Source organism: Microbacterium faecale, from assembly GCF_014640975.1.
GTDB classification, from domain to species: Bacteria; Actinomycetota; Actinomycetes; order Actinomycetales; family Microbacteriaceae; genus Microbacterium; species Microbacterium faecale.
Genome location: NZ_BMHO01000001.1, coordinates 1,842,968 through 1,861,723 on the forward strand (window position 1 = coordinate 1,842,968; position 18,756 = coordinate 1,861,723).

The window sequence follows — 18,756 nt, forward strand, 5'->3', positions numbered from 1 at the left end:
GTTCCTCCTGGGGCGAGTGTTGTGTCCGAGTCGGACAGGTGCGCGCCATCCGCCGACGCCCCCGCGCCGTGTGGCGTCCCGGGGATCCATGGCGAACTCCTCACTCGTCGACGGCGACGGTCTCTTCCATCATGGTGCACGGGCGGCGCGAATCGGACGGTCGTTGCTGGCCGGTCACGGCTTGCGTGCATAAGCTCCTCGTAACGACCGCATCCGGTGGTCACCATGAGGAGAACGATCATGTCGGCACCTACGCGCATCGGCGTCGTATTCAACCCGTCGAAGGGCGCTCCGGACAAGCTCGAGAAGGCGCTCGAGAGCGTCGACGCGACGGTCACGTGGCACGAAACGGACCCCGATGACCCGGGGATCGCGGCCGCTCGCGCCGCGATCGAGGCGGGCGCGGAACTTGTGCTTGCGGCCGGGGGTGACGGCACCGTGCGCGCGGTGGCCGCCCACCTCGCAGAGAGCGGCGCTGACGTAGACCTCGGCATCGTCCCCCTCGGAACCGGGAACCTTCTCGCGCGGAACCTCGAGGTGCCGCTCGGCGACGTCGCCGCGGCCGTTGAGCGCGCCGTGATCGGCGAGCCGCGCAGGATCGACGTCGGCTGGGCCGACACCGGACAGGCTCGCTACGCGTTCGTCGTCATGGCGGGCTTCGGCATCGACGCGCACATGATCACCGAGACCGACGACGACCTGAAGGATCGCGCGGGGTGGGTCGCCTACGTCGAGGCGCTCGGCCGCGCCGTGACGGCCAGCGAGGTCATCGACGTGCGCCTTACGGCGGACGACGGCGAGCCCCGAGACGGATCCGCGCACACGCTGATCGTCGGCAACTGCGGCACGCTGCAGGGTGGTTTCACACTCCTTCCCGATGCCGACCCCTCCGATGGCGAGCTCGACCTGCTGCTCCTCGACGCCGACGGCGTGGGCGGCTGGATGGATACGCTCCGCAACGTCGTGTGGGACAACGGCATCGCCCGTGCCTTCGGCCGCGGCGCCGATGCGCAGTCGAGCGACAGCGTGACTCACCGTCGCGTTCGTTCGCTATCGCTCGAGCTGGCCGAGCCGCGCGTGGTGGAGGTCGACGGCGACGAGGTCGCCGAGACGACGTCGCTCGAGATCACGCTCCAGCCGGGTGCGCTGCGCGTGCGCTGACTATTGCGTCCAGGCAAGTGCCGCGCCGCCGTACTCGCCGACGTCGCGCTCGATCGTCCGCCGGTCGTAGAGGAGTGGCGGCGGCACGGCGAGCAACTCGCCGTGCGGTGACGAGACGTTGACGACCGGTACGCCGAGCGGAATGTCCGCATCGTGCGCGACGCGGTCGCGCGCGAGCAGAGTGCGTGCCGCTCCGAGCAGACTCGCGCGGATGATGCCGCCGGAGCCATCGGCCAGCAGGCCCATGACGCGGCCGGCGAGGTGGGCGCCCGTCGCGACGTCCAGCGCCTGCACGGGCAGCGCCCCGGGTGATCCGTCGGCGGTGCGGCAGGCGTCGGCGATTCCCGTCGCTGCCTGCACGATCGAATCGAAGCCGACCCGGTCGCCCCACGGTCCGTGCTCGCCCCACGCCGACAGCGACCCGACGATGAGCGACGGCATCTCGGACACGAGCGCCTCGGGAGACAACCCGAACCGATCGAGGGCGCCGGGGCGGTACCCGAGCAGGACGACGTCGGCCGAGCGCGCGAGCGCCAGCACGTCGTCTGCGTGGTGGTCGAGATCCGCTACGGCGGAGCGCTTGCCCATGCCGGTGACGAGGTGCTGCACGATCGGCTCCGGCATCCGCGGTGGATCGATCCGCAGAACGTCGGCGCCGAGGCACGCAAGCAGCTGCGAAGCCGACGGGCCCGCGAGCACGCGCGTGAGGTCCAGGACTCGGATCCCCTCGAGCGGCATCGTGGCCGCGGGCGGCATCGCGCGTTCCGCGGCGGGGGAGACCTCGACCCACCGGTCGCCGGCCGTTGCGATCTCGTGTGGGTGCTCTCGCCATTCCTCCTCGGTGCGCACGCGCGTTGCGACGCCGCCCGCGTCGAGGATCGCGGCCTCGAGGTCGTCGACGCGCCATGCCGCCGCAACGTCGTCGAGCGACGGACGGTCGGATGCGCCGGTGGCGCGCGCGATCGCCTCCGCATGGTGCGGATAGTTCGCGTGCGTGCGCAGCACGCCGTCGCGGGTCTCGACGAACCCCGACAGCGGGGCCCACGGATTCACGGTGCGGCCGTTCACACGCAGGTGTGAGAAGGCGCCGAAGGCGGCGCGGACGAGCTCAGCGGTCGTCTCGACCCGCGCGGGGCGGCCCCGCACAGCGGACAGGCGTGCCGCCTCGTCCGCGGCGATCTCGACGGCCGGAACCGCAAGTGACTCCACGTCAAGGGCGCACTGCCACCATCTGCGCACCGTCACGCTCATGCGAGCAGGCTATCGACTGGGCGCGTGGAGGGCCAGGTTCAGATGTCGATGGTGTCGCCCGCGTCGAGTTCGTGGAACGTGCCGCCACCCTGCGCGGTCGCCCACGCAAGCCGATCGCGGTGCATGCGCAACCCCGCCGGGGAGAGGGTGCCATCGTGTGTTCCGAAGGCCGCGCGGGGCGCCACCTCGAGGACGAAGTCCATCGCCTCGCCGATCTTCAGCCAGGGAGCGCCGATGGGAGCGGCCAGCATCGCGACGTCGACGCCGGTCGGCACCGCATACGAATCCCCCGGGTAATACAGCGCGCCGTCGACCAAGACGCCCACGTTGTCGATGAGGGGGATCGACGAGTGGATCTCGCAGTGGGTGCCGCCGAAGAACGCCAGTTCGAACACACCGGCGCGCACCGCGTCTCCGGGGGAGACGACGGTGGTCTCGACGGGAGCGGCGGCCGCGGTCGCCGCGGTTGTGTAGATCGGGACGTCCGGGAACTCGTCGCGGAGCCGGCGCAGGTGCTCCGGCGTCCAATGGTCGGCATGCTCGTGAGTCACGACCACGCCGACGACGCCGTCGAGGTCTGTCAGAGCCGGGGTCAGACCGCCGGGATCGATCACGAGGGTCTCGCCGGATCGCTCGACGGTGAGAAACGCGTGCGGGTGCTTTGTGACGTGCATATGTCGAGCATGCCAGCCGTCAGGACGCAGATCGACCACCCTGGCGGGGAAGACACGCCCGAGGGGGAGAGGGCGGGCGGCCGGATTTGGAGAGGCGTCGAAGCGCAATGTATGCTGGGGGGGTTGCCGCGAGAGCGGAACAACGGAAAGAAGATGCGGCCCCATCGTATAGCGGCCTAGTACGCTGGCCTCTCACGCCGGTAACGCGGGTTCGAATCCCGCTGGGGTCACGCACATTCGAAAGCCCGGACGCGAGTCCGGGCTTTCGGCGTCTTCCCTGCCAGTACCGCCCCGGTGGGGCGGTAGGGTAGACACCGCGAGAGGGAGTATCCCGAACTTCGCGCGCATCGTCAGGACGAGCTCCATCCAAGAGGCTCCGGGCGCGTGGCGCACCTCCGGGTGCGGGGAGAGACTTTCGGACGTCACCGCACCCCGAAAGGACCACCGTTGGAAATTCCCCTCGCGTTTCAGATCGGCGCGCTCGCGCTGCTCGTCGTCATCCTGATCGCCGACCTGCTGTTGATCCTGAAGCGACCGCACATCCCGTCGACCCGCGAGTCGGCGCTGTGGGTCGGCTTCTACGTCACGCTCGCGCTCGTCTTCGCCGGCGTGCTGTGGGCGATCGGTGACGCGGACCACGCTGTCGAATTCGTTGCGGGCTGGCTGACGGAGTACAGCCTGTCGATCGACAACCTGTTCGTCTTCGTGCTGATCATGTCGCAGTTCTCGGTGCCACGGAAGTATCAGCAAGAGGTGCTGATGGTCGGCATCATCATCGCGCTGGTGCTGCGCGCGGCGTTCATCCTCGTCGGTGCCGCCCTGATCGAGCGCTGGAGCTTCGTCTTCTACATCTTCGGCGCGTTCCTCGTCTACACCGCGGCGCGTCAGATCTTCGAGCGGGGACATGACGACGACGCGAAGAAGGAGACCTTCCTCGTTCGGCAGCTGCGGCGGTTCATCCCGATCCACGATTCTTACGACGGCGCGAAACTTCGCACGACCGTGAACGGGAGGAAGATGCTGACCCCGATGCTGATCGTGTTCCTCTCGATCGGCGTGACGGATGTGATCTTCGCGATCGACTCGATCCCCGCGATCTTCGGTATCACTCAGGTGCCGTTCCTCGTGTTCGCGGCGAACCTGTTCGCGCTCATGGGTCTGCGGCAACTGTACTTCCTGTTGGGCGATCTGCTCGAGCGACTGCGCTACCTGAAGTACGGCGTCGCCTTCATCCTCGCGTTCATCGGTGTGAAACTCGTCTTCCACGCGATGCACGTGAACGAGTTGCCGTTCATCAACGGCGGCGAGCACATCGAGTGGGTGCCCGTCATCAGCAACTGGACGTCGCTTGGGGTGATCGCTGGAGCGATCGTCGTCTCCACCGTCGCGAGTCTCGCGGTGAGCCGCATCGAACGAAAGCGCGCCGTCGCGGAGGAATGATCGGTTCCGAGATTCTGTCCTGAGCAGAGTGCTCATCTCTGGCGCCCTTCCGGCGATCAGGGGTGAGCACTCTGTTATTGTCAAGGGGTGCGGCACAAGAGTCTCCTCCTTATCTGCCGCGACGGGATCACGCTCTAGGCCCTCCCGTCGCGGAGTCAGTCGACGGCCGACACCCACGACGTCTCAGGAGAGAGGGAACGAAAATGAGCGTTGATACACCGAATCGCCCCCGCACACTGGCCGAGAAGCTGTGGGACGACCACGTCGTCGTCCGCGGTGAGGGCCAGGAACCCGACCTGATCTACATCGATCTCCACCTCATTCACGAGGTGACGAGCCCGCAGGCGTTCGACGGCTTGCGCGCCGAGGGGCGCGCGCCGCGCCGGCTCGATCTGACGATCGGCACGGAGGATCACAACACCCCGACGCTCAACATCGACAAGCCGATCGCCGACCTCACCAGTCGGACGCAGGTCGACACGCTGCGAAACAACGCCGAGGAGTTCGGGGTGCGACTGCACTCGCTCGGTGACGTGGAGCAGGGAATCGTGCATGTGATGGGGCCGCAGCTCGGACTGACGATGCCCGGCATCACCGTCGTCTGCGGCGACAGTCATACCTCGACGCATGGCGCGTTCGGTGCCCTCGCGTTCGGCATCGGCACCAGCGAGGTCGAGCATGTCATGGCGACGCAGACGCTCTCGCTCAAGCCGTTCAAGACGATGGCGATCAACGTGGACGGCGAGCTGAAGCCGGGCGTGACCGCGAAGGACATCATCCTCGCCGTCATCGCGAAGATCGGCACGAGCGGCGGCCAGGGGTACGTGCTCGAATACCGTGGATCCGCCATCCGGGCCCTCTCGATGGAGGGACGGATGACCGTCTGCAACATGTCGATCGAGGCCGGCGCTCGCGCGGGCATGGTCGCGCCGGACGAGACCACCTTCGAGTATGTGAAGGGGCGCACGCACGCCCCGACCGGCGCCGACTGGGACGAGGCCGTCGCGTACTGGAAGACGTTGCCCACAGACGAGGGAGCGACGTTCGACGCCGAGGTGTTCATCGACGCCGACGAGCTCGAACCCTTCGTCACGTGGGGGACGAACCCAGGCCAGGGTGTCTCGCTGAGCGACTCCGTGCCGTTGCTGGACAGCTTCGCCGACGAGGCGTCGCGCCAGGCGGCCGAGCGCGCCTACGAGTACATGGACATCACGCCGGGCACGCCGATGAAGGACATTCCCGTCGATGCGGTCTTCATGGGGTCGTGCACGAACAGCCGAATCGAGGATCTGCGCGCGTTCGCGTCGATCATCGAGGGCCGCACCAAGGCCGACGGCGTCCGCGTCATGGTCGTGCCGGGTTCCGCGCGCGTGCGCCTCGAGGCCGAGGCCGAGGGCATCGACAAGATCGTGACGGCGTTCGGCGCGGAATGGCGGTTCGCGGGGTGCTCGATGTGTCTGGGGATGAACCCCGACCAGCTCGCGCCGGGGGAGCGCTGCGCCTCCACGAGCAACCGAAACTTCGAGGGGCGCCAGGGCAAGGGCGGACGCACTCACCTCGTCTCTCCGCTCGTCGCGGCCGCGACGGCCGTGCGCGGCACGCTGTCGAGCCCGAGCGACCTCGAGAACGCTGACGTCCGCGCGCTGGTAGGAGCCTGACATGGAGAAGTTCACGACACACACGGGCGTCGCCGCGCCGCTGAAGCGCTCGAACGTCGACACCGACCAGATCATTCCCGCCGTCTATCTCAAGCGCGTGACGAAGACGGGCTTCGAGGATGCCCTCTTCGCGGAATGGCGTCAGCACGAGGACTTCGTGCTGAACCAGGATTCCTTCCGTGGCGCGTCGGTGCTCGTCGCCGGCCCCGACTTCGGAACGGGATCCAGCCGCGAACACGCTGTGTGGGCGCTGCGCGACTTCGGCTTTCGGGTCGTGCTCAGTACGCGATTCGCCGATATCTTCCGCGGCAACTCGGGCAAGCAGGGACTGGTGGCCGGCGTCATCTCCGAAGAGACGCTCGAGAAGCTCTGGGGAGCGATCGACGCGAACCCGGGCGTCGAGATGACAGTCGATCTTGTCGAGCGCACAGTAACGCTCGGCGACTTCACGGCCCCCTTCGAGATCGACGATTACACTAGATGGCGGCTCCTCGAAGGGCTTGACGACATCGGGCTCACGCTGCGACACGAAGACAAGATCACGCAGTTCGAGGCCCGCCGCGAGGCGTGGCGGCCGCGGACCCTCCCGGTTCCGTGAGCCGAGGACGCCACCCCGAGACCCGGGGTGGCGGGTTCGCCGGAAGACAGTGAGGATCCACGAGAATGACGCTCATAGGCGGCACGCAGGCGCAGGCGACTCCGACGCTCGGAGACGTCCTCGAGATCCGCGGCGGTCGGCCGCTGCGCGGTCAGGTCGACGTGAAGGGCGCGAAGAATCTCGCGACGAAGGCGATGGTCGCGTCGCTGCTCGGCGAGACGCCATCCACGCTGCGTGACGTTCCCGAGATCCGCGATGTCGAGGTCGTGCGCTCGCTGCTCGGCGTGCATGGCGTGACGGTCACGGAGGGCGAGGAGCCAGGATCCCTGGTACTCGACCCGACCCGTGCGAAGTCCGCCGGCTTCGAGGAGATCGACGCGCACGCCGGATCCAGCAGAATCCCGATCCTGTTCTGCGGCCCGCTGCTGCACGTGCTCGGTCAGGCGTTCATCCCCGACCTCGGCGGATGCCGTATCGGCGATCGTCCGATCGACTTCCACCTCGACGCGCTGCGCGAGTTCGGCGCCGTCGTCGACAAGCAGCCCAATGGGATCCGCCTGTCTGCGCCCGATGGTCTCCACGGTGCGAACATCGAGCTGCCGTACCCGAGCGTCGGCGCGACCGAGCAGGTGCTGCTCACCGCCGTGCGCGCGAAGGGCGTCACCGAACTGCGCAATGCCGCGATCGAGCCCGAGATCATGGACCTCATCGGCGTGCTGCAGAAGATGGGCGCGATCATCTCCTATGAGCCGAACCGCGTGATCTTCATCGAGGGTGTCGACGAGCTCGGCGGCTACGTGCACCGCAGCCTCTTCGACCGCAACGAGGCCGCGAGCTGGGCCTGCGCCGCGCTCGCGACCGACGGCGAGATCTTCGTCAAGGGCGCTCGCCAGTACGAGATGCTCACGTTCCTCAACGTCTTCCGGAAGGTCGGCGGCGAATTCGACATCCGCGACGACGGGATCACGTTCCGTCGCGCGAAGACGCCGCTGCGCCCGGTCATGGTCGAGACCGACGTGCACCCCGGCTTCATGACCGACTGGCAGCAGCCGCTCATCGTGGCGCTGACGCAGGCGGAAGGCGTGTCGACCGTGCACGAGACTGTGTACGAGAACCGCCTCGGCTTCACGGCCGCGCTCAACCAGATGGGCGCCGACATCGTCGTGCACCCCGATGGCCTGGCCAGCAACGACCGTCGCGTGCCGCGCCGCGAGCTCGAGCAGGCCGCCGTGATCACCGGGCCCACCGCGCTGCGCGGTGCCGAGATCATCGTGCCGGACCTGCGAGGCGGGTACGCCTACGTGATCGCCGCCCTCGCGGCGGAGGGCACCTCGCGCGTGTCGAACGTCGGCATCATCCGCCGCGGATACGAGAAGTTCTTCGACAAGCTCACCGCCCTCGGTGCCGACTTCGACATCGTGGGGTGATCGTGGGCAGAGCCTCCCGAGAGAAGACCCGCCCCAGCCTGTTCTGGCTCCTCGCCATGATCGTGGTGCCGATCGTGGGGTGGCTCGCGAGGATCGAGATCCGCGGCGCCCATCACCTCCCGCGCGACGGCGCTTACGTGATGGCGCCGAACCACCACAGCGAGATCGACCCGCTGACGGTGGCGGTCGCGACCTGGAAGATCGGGCGCGCGCCACGCTTCATGGCGAAAGAGAGCCTGTTTCGCGTGCCCGTGCTCGGGTCGGCACTGAAGGCGACCGGCATGGTGCCCGTCACTCGCGGCAAGAGCGGCGCGGCGCAGTCAATGGAGCAGGCCAGCGAGCTGGTGCGGGGAGCGCGCGGCGTCATCGTCTATCCCGAGGGCACGCTGACGCGCGATCCCGACCTGTGGCCGATGCGCGGCAAGTCGGGCGCCGTGCGCCTCGCGCTTGCCGGTGACATCCCGCTGATCCCGGTCGCGCACTGGGGAGAGCAGCAGTTCATGCCGCGCTACGGCAAGCTCAAGCCGTTCCCGCCGCGTCGCCGCGTCACCGTTCTCATCGGCGAGCCGGTGGATCTGTCCGACCTGAGCGGGCGCGCCCACGAGGCGAGTGCGCTGTCGGAGGCGACGACGCGACTCATGGACGAGATCTCCCGGCTGCTCGGCGAACTCCGGGATGAGGCTCCGCCGAAGGAGCGCTGGGATCCGGTGCGCCGCGGCCAGAACGAGACGGGGCGCATGTGAGCGCGCGCGTCGCCGTGCTCGGCGCCGGCAGCTGGGGCACGACGTTCGGGAAGATCCTCGCCGACGGCGGGGCGGACGTCATAATGTGGGCGCGCCGCCCCGACATGGCGCGCGAGATCGACGAGGCGAAGCGCAACTCGCGCTACCTGCCCGGCATCAACCTGCCGCGCTCGATGCGCGCGACCCACGACATCACGCGCGCGCTGGACGGTGTGGACGAGGTCTACCTCTCGGTCCCGAGCAAGTCCGCGCGCGAGACTCTCAAGCCGCTGCGGACGATGCTGTCGCGCACAGATGCACCGATCGTCAGCCTGATGAAGGGCGTCGAGAAGCAGACCGGCCTGCGGATGAGCCAGGTGATCGAGGAGGTCATCGGCTGCGACCGATCGCGGATCGCCGTCATCAGCGGACCGAATCTCGCGCGGGAGATCGCTGAGGAGCAGCCGACCGCCGCCGTCGTCTCAGCTCACGCGGCAGACACCGCGGCGCGCCTGGCGCTCACGGCCTCCAACGGCTACTTCCGCACGTTCGTGAACACCGATGTCGCCGGCACCGAGTTCGCCGGCGTGCTGAAGAACCTCATTGCCGTCGCGACGGGCATCGTCGACGGCGTCGGCTACGGCGAGAACACGAAGGCCTCGATCATCACGCGCGGCCTCGTCGAGATGACCGACTTCGCGGTCGCCTACGGCGCGCAGTACGAGACGATGCAGGGGCTCGCGGGGCTCGGCGACCTCATCGCGACGTGCCAGTCGCCCCTCAGTCGCAACAACACCGCCGGGCGCCTGCTCGGCCAGGGATACACGCTCGACGACGTCGTCGCGCACATGGAGCAGACCGCCGAGGGGCTCAGTTCGGTGGCGCCGATCCTGCAGCTCGCGCAGGCGAAGGACGTCGACATGCCGATCGTGAAGCAGGTGAAGATGGTGCTGGATGGCACGATGGAGCCTCGCGACATCGCGCCGCATCTCACGACCGACGACGACACTCCGCAGGAGGAGACACAGCATGCAGCGAGCAACGGTGGCGGTGCTCTTCGGAGGGCGGTCGAGCGAGCACGAGATCTCTTCGGCGACGGCGGGGGGCGTGCTCGGCGCAATTGACCGCGACCGGTACCGCGTCATTCCCGTCGGCATCACGAGGGAGGGCGTCTTCGTCCTCGAACAGGACGATCCGGACCGCTTTCGCCTCGACGCGCACAAGCTCCCGGAGGTCGTCGACAACGGCACCCGGATCCTGTGGCCGATGCCGGGTGATGACCGCGCGTTGCGCGTGCGTCGCGCCGACGGCACGATCGATGACCTCGGCGCCGTCGACGTCGTCCTTCCGATCCTGCACGGCCTGCACGGCGAAGACGGCACGATCCAGGGCTTTCTCGACACGCTTGCGATCCCGTACGCGGGAGGCGGTGTGCTCGACTCCGCGGTGTGCCTCGACAAGCACTTCACGAAGATCGCGTTGCACGACGCAGGGATCGCGGTCGCGCCCGGCATCGTCGTCAGGTCGCGCCGCTGGGCCTCCGAGCCGGACGTCGTCCGCGACGAGGTGACGGCGCTCGGCTACCCGGTATTCGTCAAGCCTGCGCGCGCCGGGTCGAGCGTCGGCGTCTCGAAGGTGCACGGCCCAGACGAGCTCGACGGTGCGATGCGCACGGCCTTCGACGAAGATGACAAGATCCTCGTCGAGTGCGGCATGCGCGGGCGCGAGATCGAGGTCGCGGTCCTCGAGGGCCGCGGATCGGCGCCGACACGTGCCTCGCTTCCGGGCGAGATCGTTGTCACGACGCGCGAGTTCTACGACTTCGAGGGCAAGTACCTCGGCGGCGACGGGGCCGAGGTCATCTGCCCGGCCGACCTCACGGACGCACAGACTGAGCGGATCCGCGACATCGGCGCACGGGCGTTCGATGCGGTCGAGGGGCGCGGCCTGGCGCGTGTGGACGTCTTCCTCACCGATGACGATGAGATCGTCGTGAACGAGCTCAACACGATGCCGGGTTTCACGCCCATCTCGATGTACCCGAAGTGCTGGATCGCCTCGGGCCTCAGCTACGCCGACCTGATCTCGGAGCTCATCGAGCTCGGGCGCGCGCGCACCGCCTGATCAGCTCGTCTGCGGAACGTCCTCGTCGATCATCTCGGCGTCCTCGACCGTCGTGCACCTGGTGTTCTCCGGGAGGGTGGCGACGGCATTGCTGAGACTGCTGAGGACGTCGTTGCTGCTGACGGCCTCGGTGTCGACGTAGGCCTGGGCAGCCGGGGTGCGGCCGTACGTGGTCAGTCGCAGGTTCGGGAAGTCGCTGTCGTCGACGATCCAGTCGACGCCGCCGATGGAGACGCACTGGAGCGTTGAGGGCCCCGGCGGCTCGAGGCCGCACGTGAAGAGCACGGCGCTCGGATCGCCCCACGCGGCGGTCGCCTGGGCATCGGTCCAGACGCGATCGAAGTCGGCGATGGCATCGGGGACACGCACCGTGACGTCGGCGCAGCGCGGATCGTTCGCGTGCGCCGCGGGCTCGAGGTGCACCGTCGGGGTGCACCCGGCAGCCACGAGAGCGACACCGGCAGCGGCCAGCGCGAGCAGACGACGAATCACGCACCCAGCCTAGATCCTGCGTCCTGGGGACGATCTGACTTCTCCGTCTCCGCCAGATGACGCGAATGCACCGAAAACGACCCGTTATCTGGGGTCTGGTCAGACGTGGTCATGACGTCCAGCACGAGACTCAGCGGATCGGAAGTCTTCCTGGTGGACGCGGTTATCTTGAGCCGTCCATCGAGCGGCTCGGCCTCGTCACCGTGCCGTGGTCGATGCCCGTAGTTGCCCGAGGGTGTGTTCCAACTGTTTCCGGAGTCGCTGGTTCTCGGTGGTGAGGTCACGGACGCGAGCGTTGGCAACTTCGAGGCGGCGTCGTAAGGACGCATCGGTGGAACGTTGCGACGCGGGCAGCGGTGCGCCGCCGGCTCCTTGCTGGAGGTCGCGGCGTCGTCGGATCTCGGCGCAGATGTCGGGCTGGGTGTAGAGCCAGGAACGTGAGACTTGCGCTTTCTGCACGACGATCTGGAAGGTGACCGCACCGCCTTCGCGGTCGAGGTCACGAAGAGCCTGGGTGGCTTTGGCGCGCGTGGCCTCGTGACGCAGTTGGGCGGCGGCGATCAGGTGATGGCTGTTATCGGCATGCATCAGGTGCTTGCCTCGCCATCCTCGTCGTTCTCCAATGTGGTAATGATCTGGTCGAGGTTTCCCAGGACCTGCTGGTTCATCTCGATCAGCCGTTGCTGACCGCGGGCTTCGGCCGCGGTGATGATCTGCACAACCTGTTGACGATGCTGGCGGTGCTCGGGCAGGAACTCCGAGGTGGTGATGAACATCGGGCAGCTCAGGCACGCGTTCGCGTGCGGGCAGGACTTCTGGACTGGCAGCCCGCAGAAGCCGTTGGGCAGGGCCTGGGTCGCTCGCCCGACCCGCTGCTTGGCCCAGGCCGCCTCGGCCAACGGTCCGTCCGGGTCGAGGGTGACCGTCTCGCCCTTGATGTTGACCTTCTTCGCGGCTTCCCAGTGCCGGCGGATCGTGGTGTCACTGAGCCGGGCGTAGTGGGCGGTCATGGCGTGGGAGTCGTGGTCGAGAATCCGCCGAACCACTTCTTGGGGGACGTCGCGGTTGATCAGCCTGGTACCCAGGGTGTGCCGGAAGCTGTGCGGGACGACGCGAACGGGTTGGCCGTGCTCGTCACGGACGTCGCAGCGCTTGAGCCAGCGGTGAAGCGCCTTGCGGTAGGCGCCGTCACCGACCGATTCCTGACCATCGTCGTTGTGCGTGACGCGCGGGAACAGCACCGGCGCACCGTCCGGCCATCGCTCTTGGAGGCGGCGGCGCTGCGCGGTGATGGCCTCGGTGAGCTCGGCGTCGATGGGCACCAGGGCCTCGCGTTTCATCTTGTGGTTGAGGTAGCGCAGGTAGGGCGCTCCCTCACCGTCGTGGACGATGCAGTCGGTCGGCAGGCGGACGGTGTCGGTGATGCGCAGCCCACACCCCATCAAAATCTGCGTGATCAGCTCGTAGCTGGGGTTGTTCCACTTGGCGAGGTTGTCCGAGTTCTCCAGCTGGGCCATCACGGCTTCGCTCAGCGCGCGCGGTTGCCGGATGGCTTCCTTGGGGAAGTCCTCGCTGAAGAACATCACCGCCGACGGCAGGGAGTCATCCCAGCCGTGCTGCCGGATGGTGGTGAAGAACAGATTCAGCTGGCCGATCAGCATGCGGTGTTTCACGGTGCCCGCGAACCGGGCATGCAGGTGAGCGAGGTAGCGCTCCAACACCTCCCGGTTTAGGTCTGCCATCCCCTGGACAGAAGGCGCCACGTCCTCGAGGAACTGCCCGAAGTGCATGATCGCCCGTGTGCCGGAGGAGACGCTGATCACACCGAGGCCCGTGGCCAGGCGCCACCGCGCCCAGCGTTTGGCCAAGACCTTAAGCCAGGACTGCCCGATGTCCTCGAAGATGATCCGGGCCAGCCGCCTGTCCTTGACGCCGAGCTCACGCAGCCGCCAGACGTCCTTGCCGTACTCGGCGTCCCATCTGCTGGTCTGGCGGGGTGTCCGGCGCCGCTCGCTCGCCGTCGCTGATGGCTGTTCAGGCACCAGCGGACTCGGTGTGCTCACAGTCGGACCTCTCGGCCGGTGAACCAGCCCGCTTCCTCCAGCGCCTGGCGGACGTCCTCGGCACTCAGATGCCCGTAGACGGCGGCAGTAGTGGTGATGTCGGCGTGGCCAAGGAGCTTGGAGACCACCTCGATCGGCACACCGTCCCGCAGCATCCGGGTCGCGGCGGTATGGCGGTACCAGTGCGGATCGAAGTCGATCCCGGTACGGCGGCGCAGCCGCTTGACCAGGTCGTAGACGGCCGTGTAGGTCAGCGGGTGGCCGTGGGGTCGGCCCCACAGGGTCACGAAGACGTAGTCGGAGTCCAGGTCGCCGTACTCCAGGTGCAGGTAGTCGGCATAGAGCCGGACCAACTCTGCGCTGACCGGTACCGTCCGCGGGTTGCGTGACTTGGAGCGTGCCCCGTTGTCGTTGACCCGGCGCTGGACCGTGATCTGGGACTCGGCCGCGGCGATGTCCTCATGTCGCAGGCCCAGCGCCTCCCCGATCCGCATCCCGGTGTCAAAGAGCACGGCGAACAGGAACCGGTCCCGCAGATGGGCACAGGCATCGAGGATCGTCTGCACCTCGACGGCGGTGAGCACGCGCGGGAGCTTGCGCTGCGCGTTCAGCACGATGGCCCGCCGCGGCTGCGGTTTGCCCTTGCTGATGTGGTGCAAGAACGGCTTCCATCCCGAACTGCGGCCTCCGGCCGGCTGCCACGTCCTGAGCAGCTCCCCGAGGTCGATGCCGTGGCGGGCGGCGTGCTGGTAGAACGCGCTGAGAGCGGAGAGCTTGTGGTTGACCGTCACCTCGGTGCAGTGGTGCTGCACCGACGACAGGATCAGGACCGTCCCGTCGCGCAATTCTGGCGGACGGCGCAGCCAGGCGACGAACTCGGCGACGTTCTCCAATCGCACCTCACGCCAGTCCAAAGCCTGGCCGCTGAGGAACTCGAACCAGTCCTTCAAATCGTGGGCGTAGGCCTTGACCGTGTTCGGCGACCGCTCGATCTGCGTCAAGTACGCCAGATATCGCTCAATCGGAGCCACCGGGGCACCGTCACCACCGAGCACCGTCCACGACTCCACGGCATCGATCGGCGAGAGCACCCGCTGGACAAACAGGCCACTCATCGGCGCGACTGCACTCATCAATTCTCGGTATCTGCGGTCGGGTGCGTGGACTGGGCTGAGGCTCTTCCCCGATGGAGCAATATCGGGCACACGATGGCGGTCGCGACGAGGACGAGTCCTCCAGTGACTGTGGCGGCACCGAGCCCGTCGACGAAGGCGTGACGGGCAAGGTTAGCGAGGTGAGTCGCGGCTTCAGTCGGAAGTTGCTCGGCAACACTGATGGCTGCGCCGAGGCTCGAACTGATGACCTCAGTGGCATCCGGAGGGAGGTCGTCGGGTACTCCGTCGAGGACTCGTGAACGGTACAGGGCGGTACCGATTGAGCCCAGAACAGCAATGCCCAGCGCGGCGCCCAGTTCTGCGGCGGTCTCCGACAGGGCGGACGCAGCACCCGAGCGGTTCGGCGGGGCGGAGCCGACCACGACGTCGGTGGCGAGCGTCATCATCGGGGCGATACCTGCACCGATGAAGGCGGATGAGACGATGGCGACGATCAAGCCATCGTCGACCGGGACCCGGCTGAGCACTAGCATTCCCCCGGCAGCCACGGCCGCGCCTGCCCCGAAGACAAGGGGGTAGCCGAAGCGGGGCACGAGCACGGAGGCGAGAACAGACATTCCACCGACGGCGACCATGATCGGCAGCATCGCAAGGGCGGCGAGCAACGGCGACAGTCCTGCAACGAGCTGCAGATACTGTGCGCTATAGAGCATCACGCCGACAAGTGAGAACATCGCCAGACCCGCCCCCAGGACGGCACCACTGAAACGAGGGTTGGCAAACAGGCGGACATCGACCAAAGGCGACTGGAGACGCCGCTGCCGGATGAGGAACACGGTGCCAGCCAGTACGCCGACGACCAGTCCGACCACGGCGGCAGGGGTGAGTGCGAGTTCCTCGGCGGCGGTCTTGATCGCCCAGACGACCGGGATGATCGCGGCGAAGGATAGTAGGACGCTGAGCACGTCCAGTCGCGCCGATGTCGGGCTCCGGTACTCGGGAACGAGGCGGGGTGCCAGTACCAACAGGAGCACGATGACGGGCACGTTGATGAGGAACACCGATCCCCACCAGAAGGCTTCGAGTAGCAGACCGCCGATGATCGGACCCAGCGCGATGCCCCCGGACAGGCTCGCGGTCCAGATGCCGATCGCTCGGGTGCGCTCGGCCGGGTCGGTGAACATGTTGCGTATCAGTGAGAGCGTCGAGGGCATGAGTGTGGCCCCGCCGATTCCCATCAGGGCACGTGCGGCGATGAGAACCTCCGAGGTCGGAGCGAACGCCGCCAGCGTCGAGGCCATGCCGAACACCGCGGCACCGATCAGGAGCAGCCGACGCCGGCCGATCCGGTCGCCGATGTTGCCCATGACGATGAGCAGGCCGGCCAGCAGGAACCCATAGGCGTCGAGAATCCACAGCGTCTGGCTCGGGCTCGGGGTCAGCTCATGCGTGATGGTCGGAATCGCGATGTGCAGGATTGTGATGTCCATCGAGGTCAATATCACGGGCAGCGTCAGCACGGCGAGTCCGAGCCACCGCGACCGTGGACCGAGTGAACGAGAAGTTTGGGACGACACGATTCCTCCTTGGGTACAACGTACGCAAACCACCGTAGCGTACGTTGTACCCATCGCGATACACTGGGTTCCGGAGGTGTCGCTTGAGTCCACGAGTCGGGCCGTCTGGTCCCTTATCCCGCGACCGGATCGTCGCGTCGGCGATCGAGCTTGCTGACGAGGACGGTTTGGACGCGGTGACGATGCGGCGCGTTGCCGAACGGCTCGGTGCCGGAGCGATGTCGCTGTACCGGCACGTGGCCGACAAGGACGAGCTCATCGGTGCCATGGTCGAGCAGGTCACCGCCGAGTACTCCTACCCTGATGCAACCGGCTTGGGCTGGCGGGAATGCATGCACATACTTGCCCGGCAGGACTGGGCTTCGTTTCTCGCTCACCCGTGGCTGCTGACTGCCAACGCCACCGTCACCCCACCCTTCGGCACCGCCTCGCTAGCCGCGATGGAGTGGGCACTGTCCGCCCTGGAGGAATTGCACCTGATGCCGGACGAGGCCGCCCGTGCGATCATGACGATGAACAACTACGTCCAGGGCAGCGCACGCGTTGCCCTCGGAGACCGGCAAGCCGACGCGGGCGACGACCCGGGCCGTGCCTGGCAGCACCGACTCCACGATCTGGACCTGGGAGATTTCCCACACCTGAGCCGACTCATCGCGCATCGGCATCCCGCCGGCGAACGAGACTGGTTCACAAGCGGGCTGGATGTAATTCTCGACGGAGTCGAGGCACGCCAGAACCCACACCCGGTACAGCGGGGATAAACAGGTCACGCGACCAAGCCGGCCCCAGGTCCTCCTTACCGTAGACACCGTCCACGACACAGAACTGAAGATCACAGCAAGCTTCTGGCCTCAGGACTCTAGATAAGCGACGTTTTCGGTGCATTCGCGTCATCTTCAGGGGGTCGGGGATGACCAGTCGCGATAGGGGTCCCAGCCGCCGTGGCCGCGGTACGGGGATCCGTCGACCGTGACCGGGGCGTCGGCGCGGGGGAGGACGCGGCCGATCTCGCGGAAATCCGCCGGCACGGCCGCCGGCGGGAACGTCGCGAGCAGAGCGTGGTCCTCGCCGCCACGGAGGGCGAGCGACGGGTCGTCCCCGAGCGCGGACGCATGCAGATCGAGCGTCACGTTCGACGCGTCAGCGATGCGCGACGCGTCGAGCGCGAGGCCGTCCGAGACGTCCATCATCGCCGTGGCACCAGCGGCAGCGGCCACGGGACCGCTCGTCAGTGGGGGGCGGGGACGAAGGTGGCGCTCCACGGCGTGCCGGTCCGCGTCCCGCAGCTCGTCGAGCGCCGGAGGGGATCCGTCGTAGCGCTCGAACAGCATGTCGAGACCTCGCGCCGAGACGCCCATGTCGCCGGCGATCGCCACGACGTCGCCAGACCGCGCTCCGGAGCGCAGCACCGGTGGGCGCCCGTCGGTGTCGCCGAGTGCGGTCACCGCGATCGTGAGCACGGACGACTGCGTGAGGTCGCCGCCGACGACGGCGCAGCCCGGGGCGAGCGTATCGCACGCCTCGCGCAGTCCGTCGGCCATCGCCTCGATCTCACCGACCGGCGTCTCTCCGGGCACGGCGAGGGCGACCAACAGGCTCGTCGCGCGGGCACCCATCGCCGCGACGTCCGCGAGGTTGACCGCGGCGGCCTTCCAGCCGAGGTCGTATCCCGTGGACCATTCGCGCCGGAAGTCGGGGCCGTCGACGAGCGTGTCGGTCGTGGCGACGACGGATCCCGTCACCGCGAGCACCGCGGCGTCGTCACCCGGGCCGACCTCGGTCACCGTCGCCCGGCCGGTGCGCGCGAGGATGCGCCGCAGGATCTCCCCCTCGGACAGGTCGCGGACCATCTCGCGTTCGCTCATCTGCTCAGCCTATGGCGACGGCGGGCTCGCCCCACCACAGCGTCGTGTCGCCGTACCGGCGGTCGCGGACGGCGCGCAGGTGCGCCTCCTCCCATCCGGGCGGCCCCGATCGCGACGCACGTTCGACGATCACGAGCGCGTCGTCGACGAGGAGTGGACGAAGCGCGTCGAGCGCCGCCGCGAGATCGGCGTCCGGCAGGTCATACGGCGGATCGACGAACGCGATGTCGTACTGACGCGAAGATGCGCGCAGGAACGCGGCGACCGCGGACGTGTGCACGACGGCTTCGGATCCGGTCGCGCGCGCGATGCGGTCGGCGTTGCGCCACGCGACGGCGGCCGCCTTGCGGTCTCGCTCGACGACATCGGCGCGCGCCGCTCCTCGGCTGAGCGCTTCGAGGCCGAGCGCGCCAGATCCGGCGTAGAGATCGACGACGACCGCGTCCGGCAGCATTCCCGTCGCCTCGAGCGCAGAGAAGAGGGACTCGCGCACGCGGTCGCTCGTGGGGCGCGTGCCGCTCGCGGGCACGTCGAGGCGGAGGCCGCTCGCGCGGCCCGAGATGATGCGAGTCACGGATCCAGCCTACGG

18 protein-coding genes and 1 tRNA gene are annotated in these 18,756 nt (G+C 67.9%); 10 read left to right on the top strand and 9 right to left on the bottom strand.

Annotation, left to right across the window (positions count from 1 at the left end; all coding sequences use genetic code 11):
- Window positions 1-240 precede the first annotated feature (240 nt).
- Entirely contained in the window at window positions 241-1,161 is a 921-nt protein-coding gene (locus tag IEW87_RS08700; RefSeq protein WP_188711856.1) for a diacylglycerol/lipid kinase family protein, read from the top strand.
- Here the strand turns inward: IEW87_RS08700 and IEW87_RS08705 are convergent, their stop codons facing one another.
- Together IEW87_RS08705 and IEW87_RS08710 are read right to left on the bottom strand one after the other, a co-directional pair.
- Window positions 1,162-2,412: a CoA transferase gene (locus IEW87_RS08705; protein ID WP_188711857.1), complete on the bottom strand. Its 1,251-nt coding sequence runs from the start codon at window positions 2,410-2,412 to the stop codon at window positions 1,162-1,164.
- Between the two features lie 38 nt (window positions 2,413-2,450).
- Window positions 2,451-3,086: an MBL fold metallo-hydrolase gene (locus IEW87_RS08710; protein WP_188711858.1), complete on the bottom strand. Its 636-nt coding sequence runs from the start codon at window positions 3,084-3,086 to the stop codon at window positions 2,451-2,453.
- A 157-nt stretch (window positions 3,087-3,243) separates the two neighbouring features.
- Here IEW87_RS08710 and IEW87_RS08715 point away from each other — a divergent pair.
- The 8 genes from IEW87_RS08715 to IEW87_RS08750 all read left to right on the top strand — a co-directional run bounded on the left by IEW87_RS08715 (window position 3,244) and on the right by IEW87_RS08750 (window position 11,055).
- Window positions 3,244-3,316: transfer RNA gene (locus IEW87_RS08715), tRNA-Glu, on the top strand.
- A gap of 217 nt (window positions 3,317-3,533) precedes the next feature.
- Window positions 3,534-4,526 (top strand): TerC family protein, encoded by a 993-nt coding sequence (locus tag IEW87_RS08720; protein ID WP_188711859.1) that lies wholly within the window; start codon window positions 3,534-3,536, stop codon window positions 4,524-4,526.
- A gap of 203 nt (window positions 4,527-4,729) precedes the next feature.
- Window positions 4,730-6,184: a 3-isopropylmalate dehydratase large subunit gene (gene leuC, locus IEW87_RS08725; RefSeq protein WP_188711860.1), complete on the top strand. Its 1,455-nt coding sequence runs from the start codon at window positions 4,730-4,732 to the stop codon at window positions 6,182-6,184.
- A gap of 1 nt (window position 6,185) precedes the next feature.
- Window positions 6,186-6,782 (top strand): 3-isopropylmalate dehydratase small subunit, encoded by a 597-nt coding sequence (gene leuD / locus IEW87_RS08730; protein ID WP_188711861.1) that lies wholly within the window; start codon window positions 6,186-6,188, stop codon window positions 6,780-6,782.
- A gap of 65 nt (window positions 6,783-6,847) precedes the next feature.
- Complete coding sequence (gene murA, locus IEW87_RS08735) at window positions 6,848-8,209, top strand: UDP-N-acetylglucosamine 1-carboxyvinyltransferase (RefSeq protein WP_188711862.1); 1,362 nt, start codon at window positions 6,848-6,850, stop codon at window positions 8,207-8,209.
- A gap of 56 nt (window positions 8,210-8,265) precedes the next feature.
- Entirely contained in the window at window positions 8,266-8,952 is a 687-nt protein-coding gene (locus tag IEW87_RS08740) for a lysophospholipid acyltransferase family protein (protein WP_188712721.1), read from the top strand.
- Window positions 8,949-10,055 (top strand): NAD(P)H-dependent glycerol-3-phosphate dehydrogenase, encoded by a 1,107-nt coding sequence (locus IEW87_RS08745; RefSeq protein WP_229731046.1) that lies wholly within the window; start codon window positions 8,949-8,951, stop codon window positions 10,053-10,055. Before IEW87_RS08740 ends, IEW87_RS08745 begins: the two co-directional genes overlap by 4 nt.
- The gene (locus IEW87_RS08750) at window positions 9,961-11,055 is read left to right on the top strand and encodes a D-alanine--D-alanine ligase family protein (RefSeq protein WP_188711863.1); all 1,095 of its coding nucleotides are present in this window, start codon (window positions 9,961-9,963) and stop codon (window positions 11,053-11,055) included. The genes IEW87_RS08745 and IEW87_RS08750 overlap by 95 nt, the downstream gene beginning before the upstream one ends.
- Here IEW87_RS08750 and IEW87_RS08755 read toward each other — a convergent pair whose 3' ends face one another.
- The 5 genes from IEW87_RS08755 to IEW87_RS08775 form a co-directional block, all read right to left on the bottom strand.
- On the bottom strand, window positions 11,056-11,547 hold the full coding sequence (locus IEW87_RS08755) for a DUF3515 family protein (RefSeq protein ID WP_188711864.1): 492 nt from the start codon (window positions 11,545-11,547) through the stop codon (window positions 11,056-11,058).
- Between the two features lie 198 nt (window positions 11,548-11,745).
- Window positions 11,746-12,135: a DUF6262 family protein gene (locus tag IEW87_RS08760; protein ID WP_188711865.1), complete on the bottom strand. Its 390-nt coding sequence runs from the start codon at window positions 12,133-12,135 to the stop codon at window positions 11,746-11,748.
- Window positions 12,135-13,610 (bottom strand): tyrosine-type recombinase/integrase, encoded by a 1,476-nt coding sequence (locus IEW87_RS08765; protein ID WP_229731047.1) that lies wholly within the window; start codon window positions 13,608-13,610, stop codon window positions 12,135-12,137. Before IEW87_RS08765 ends, IEW87_RS08760 begins: the two co-directional genes overlap by 1 nt.
- A complete protein-coding gene (locus IEW87_RS08770; protein WP_229731048.1) occupies window positions 13,607-14,743 on the bottom strand; it encodes a tyrosine-type recombinase/integrase in 1,137 nt (378 codons plus the stop codon). Before IEW87_RS08770 ends, IEW87_RS08765 begins: the two co-directional genes overlap by 4 nt.
- Window positions 14,743-16,335, bottom strand: coding sequence for an MFS transporter (locus tag IEW87_RS08775; RefSeq protein WP_373285128.1), 1,593 nt, complete (start codon window positions 16,333-16,335; stop codon window positions 14,743-14,745). The genes IEW87_RS08770 and IEW87_RS08775 overlap by 1 nt, the downstream gene beginning before the upstream one ends.
- A gap of 50 nt (window positions 16,336-16,385) precedes the next feature.
- On the opposite strand from IEW87_RS08775, the gene IEW87_RS08780 reads away from it, so the two are divergent.
- On the top strand, window positions 16,386-17,063 hold the full coding sequence (locus IEW87_RS08780; RefSeq protein WP_188711866.1) for a TetR/AcrR family transcriptional regulator: 678 nt from the start codon (window positions 16,386-16,388) through the stop codon (window positions 17,061-17,063).
- 135 nt (window positions 17,064-17,198) lie between these two features.
- Here IEW87_RS08780 and thiL read toward each other — a convergent pair whose 3' ends face one another.
- On the bottom strand, window positions 17,199-18,167 hold the full coding sequence (gene thiL, locus IEW87_RS08785) for a thiamine-phosphate kinase (RefSeq protein WP_188711867.1): 969 nt from the start codon (window positions 18,165-18,167) through the stop codon (window positions 17,199-17,201).
- 4 nt (window positions 18,168-18,171) lie between these two features.
- On the bottom strand, window positions 18,172-18,741 hold the full coding sequence (gene rsmD / locus IEW87_RS08790; protein WP_188711868.1) for a 16S rRNA (guanine(966)-N(2))-methyltransferase RsmD: 570 nt from the start codon (window positions 18,739-18,741) through the stop codon (window positions 18,172-18,174).
- Between the last annotated feature and the right edge of the window lie 15 nt (window positions 18,742-18,756).

What these genes read in the sequence shown, in the direction of transcription:
- IEW87_RS08770 (WP_229731048.1), bottom strand. Translation starts at nt 14,743, where the DNA reads ATGAGTGCAGTCGCGCCGATGAGTGGCCTGTTTGTCCAGCGGGTGCTC.
- thiL (WP_188711867.1), bottom strand. Translation starts at nt 18,167, where the DNA reads ATGAGCGAACGCGAGATGGTCCGCGACCTGTCCGAGGGGGAGATCCTG.
- leuC (WP_188711860.1), top strand. Translation starts at nt 4,730, where the DNA reads ATGAGCGTTGATACACCGAATCGCCCCCGCACACTGGCCGAGAAGCTG.
- IEW87_RS08760 (WP_188711865.1), bottom strand. Translation starts at nt 12,135, where the DNA reads ATGCATGCCGATAACAGCCATCACCTGATCGCCGCCGCCCAACTGCGT.
- IEW87_RS08740 (WP_188712721.1), top strand. Translation starts at nt 8,266, where the DNA reads ATGATCGTGGTGCCGATCGTGGGGTGGCTCGCGAGGATCGAGATCCGC.
- leuD (WP_188711861.1), top strand. Translation starts at nt 6,186, where the DNA reads ATGGAGAAGTTCACGACACACACGGGCGTCGCCGCGCCGCTGAAGCGC.
- IEW87_RS08710 (WP_188711858.1), bottom strand. Translation starts at nt 3,086, where the DNA reads ATGCACGTCACAAAGCACCCGCACGCGTTTCTCACCGTCGAGCGATCC.
- IEW87_RS08705 (WP_188711857.1), bottom strand. Translation starts at nt 2,412, where the DNA reads ATGAGCGTGACGGTGCGCAGATGGTGGCAGTGCGCCCTTGACGTGGAG.
- murA (WP_188711862.1), top strand. Translation starts at nt 6,848, where the DNA reads ATGACGCTCATAGGCGGCACGCAGGCGCAGGCGACTCCGACGCTCGGA.
- IEW87_RS08700 (WP_188711856.1), top strand. Translation starts at nt 241, where the DNA reads ATGTCGGCACCTACGCGCATCGGCGTCGTATTCAACCCGTCGAAGGGC.
- IEW87_RS08750 (WP_188711863.1), top strand. Translation starts at nt 9,961, where the DNA reads ATGCAGCGAGCAACGGTGGCGGTGCTCTTCGGAGGGCGGTCGAGCGAG.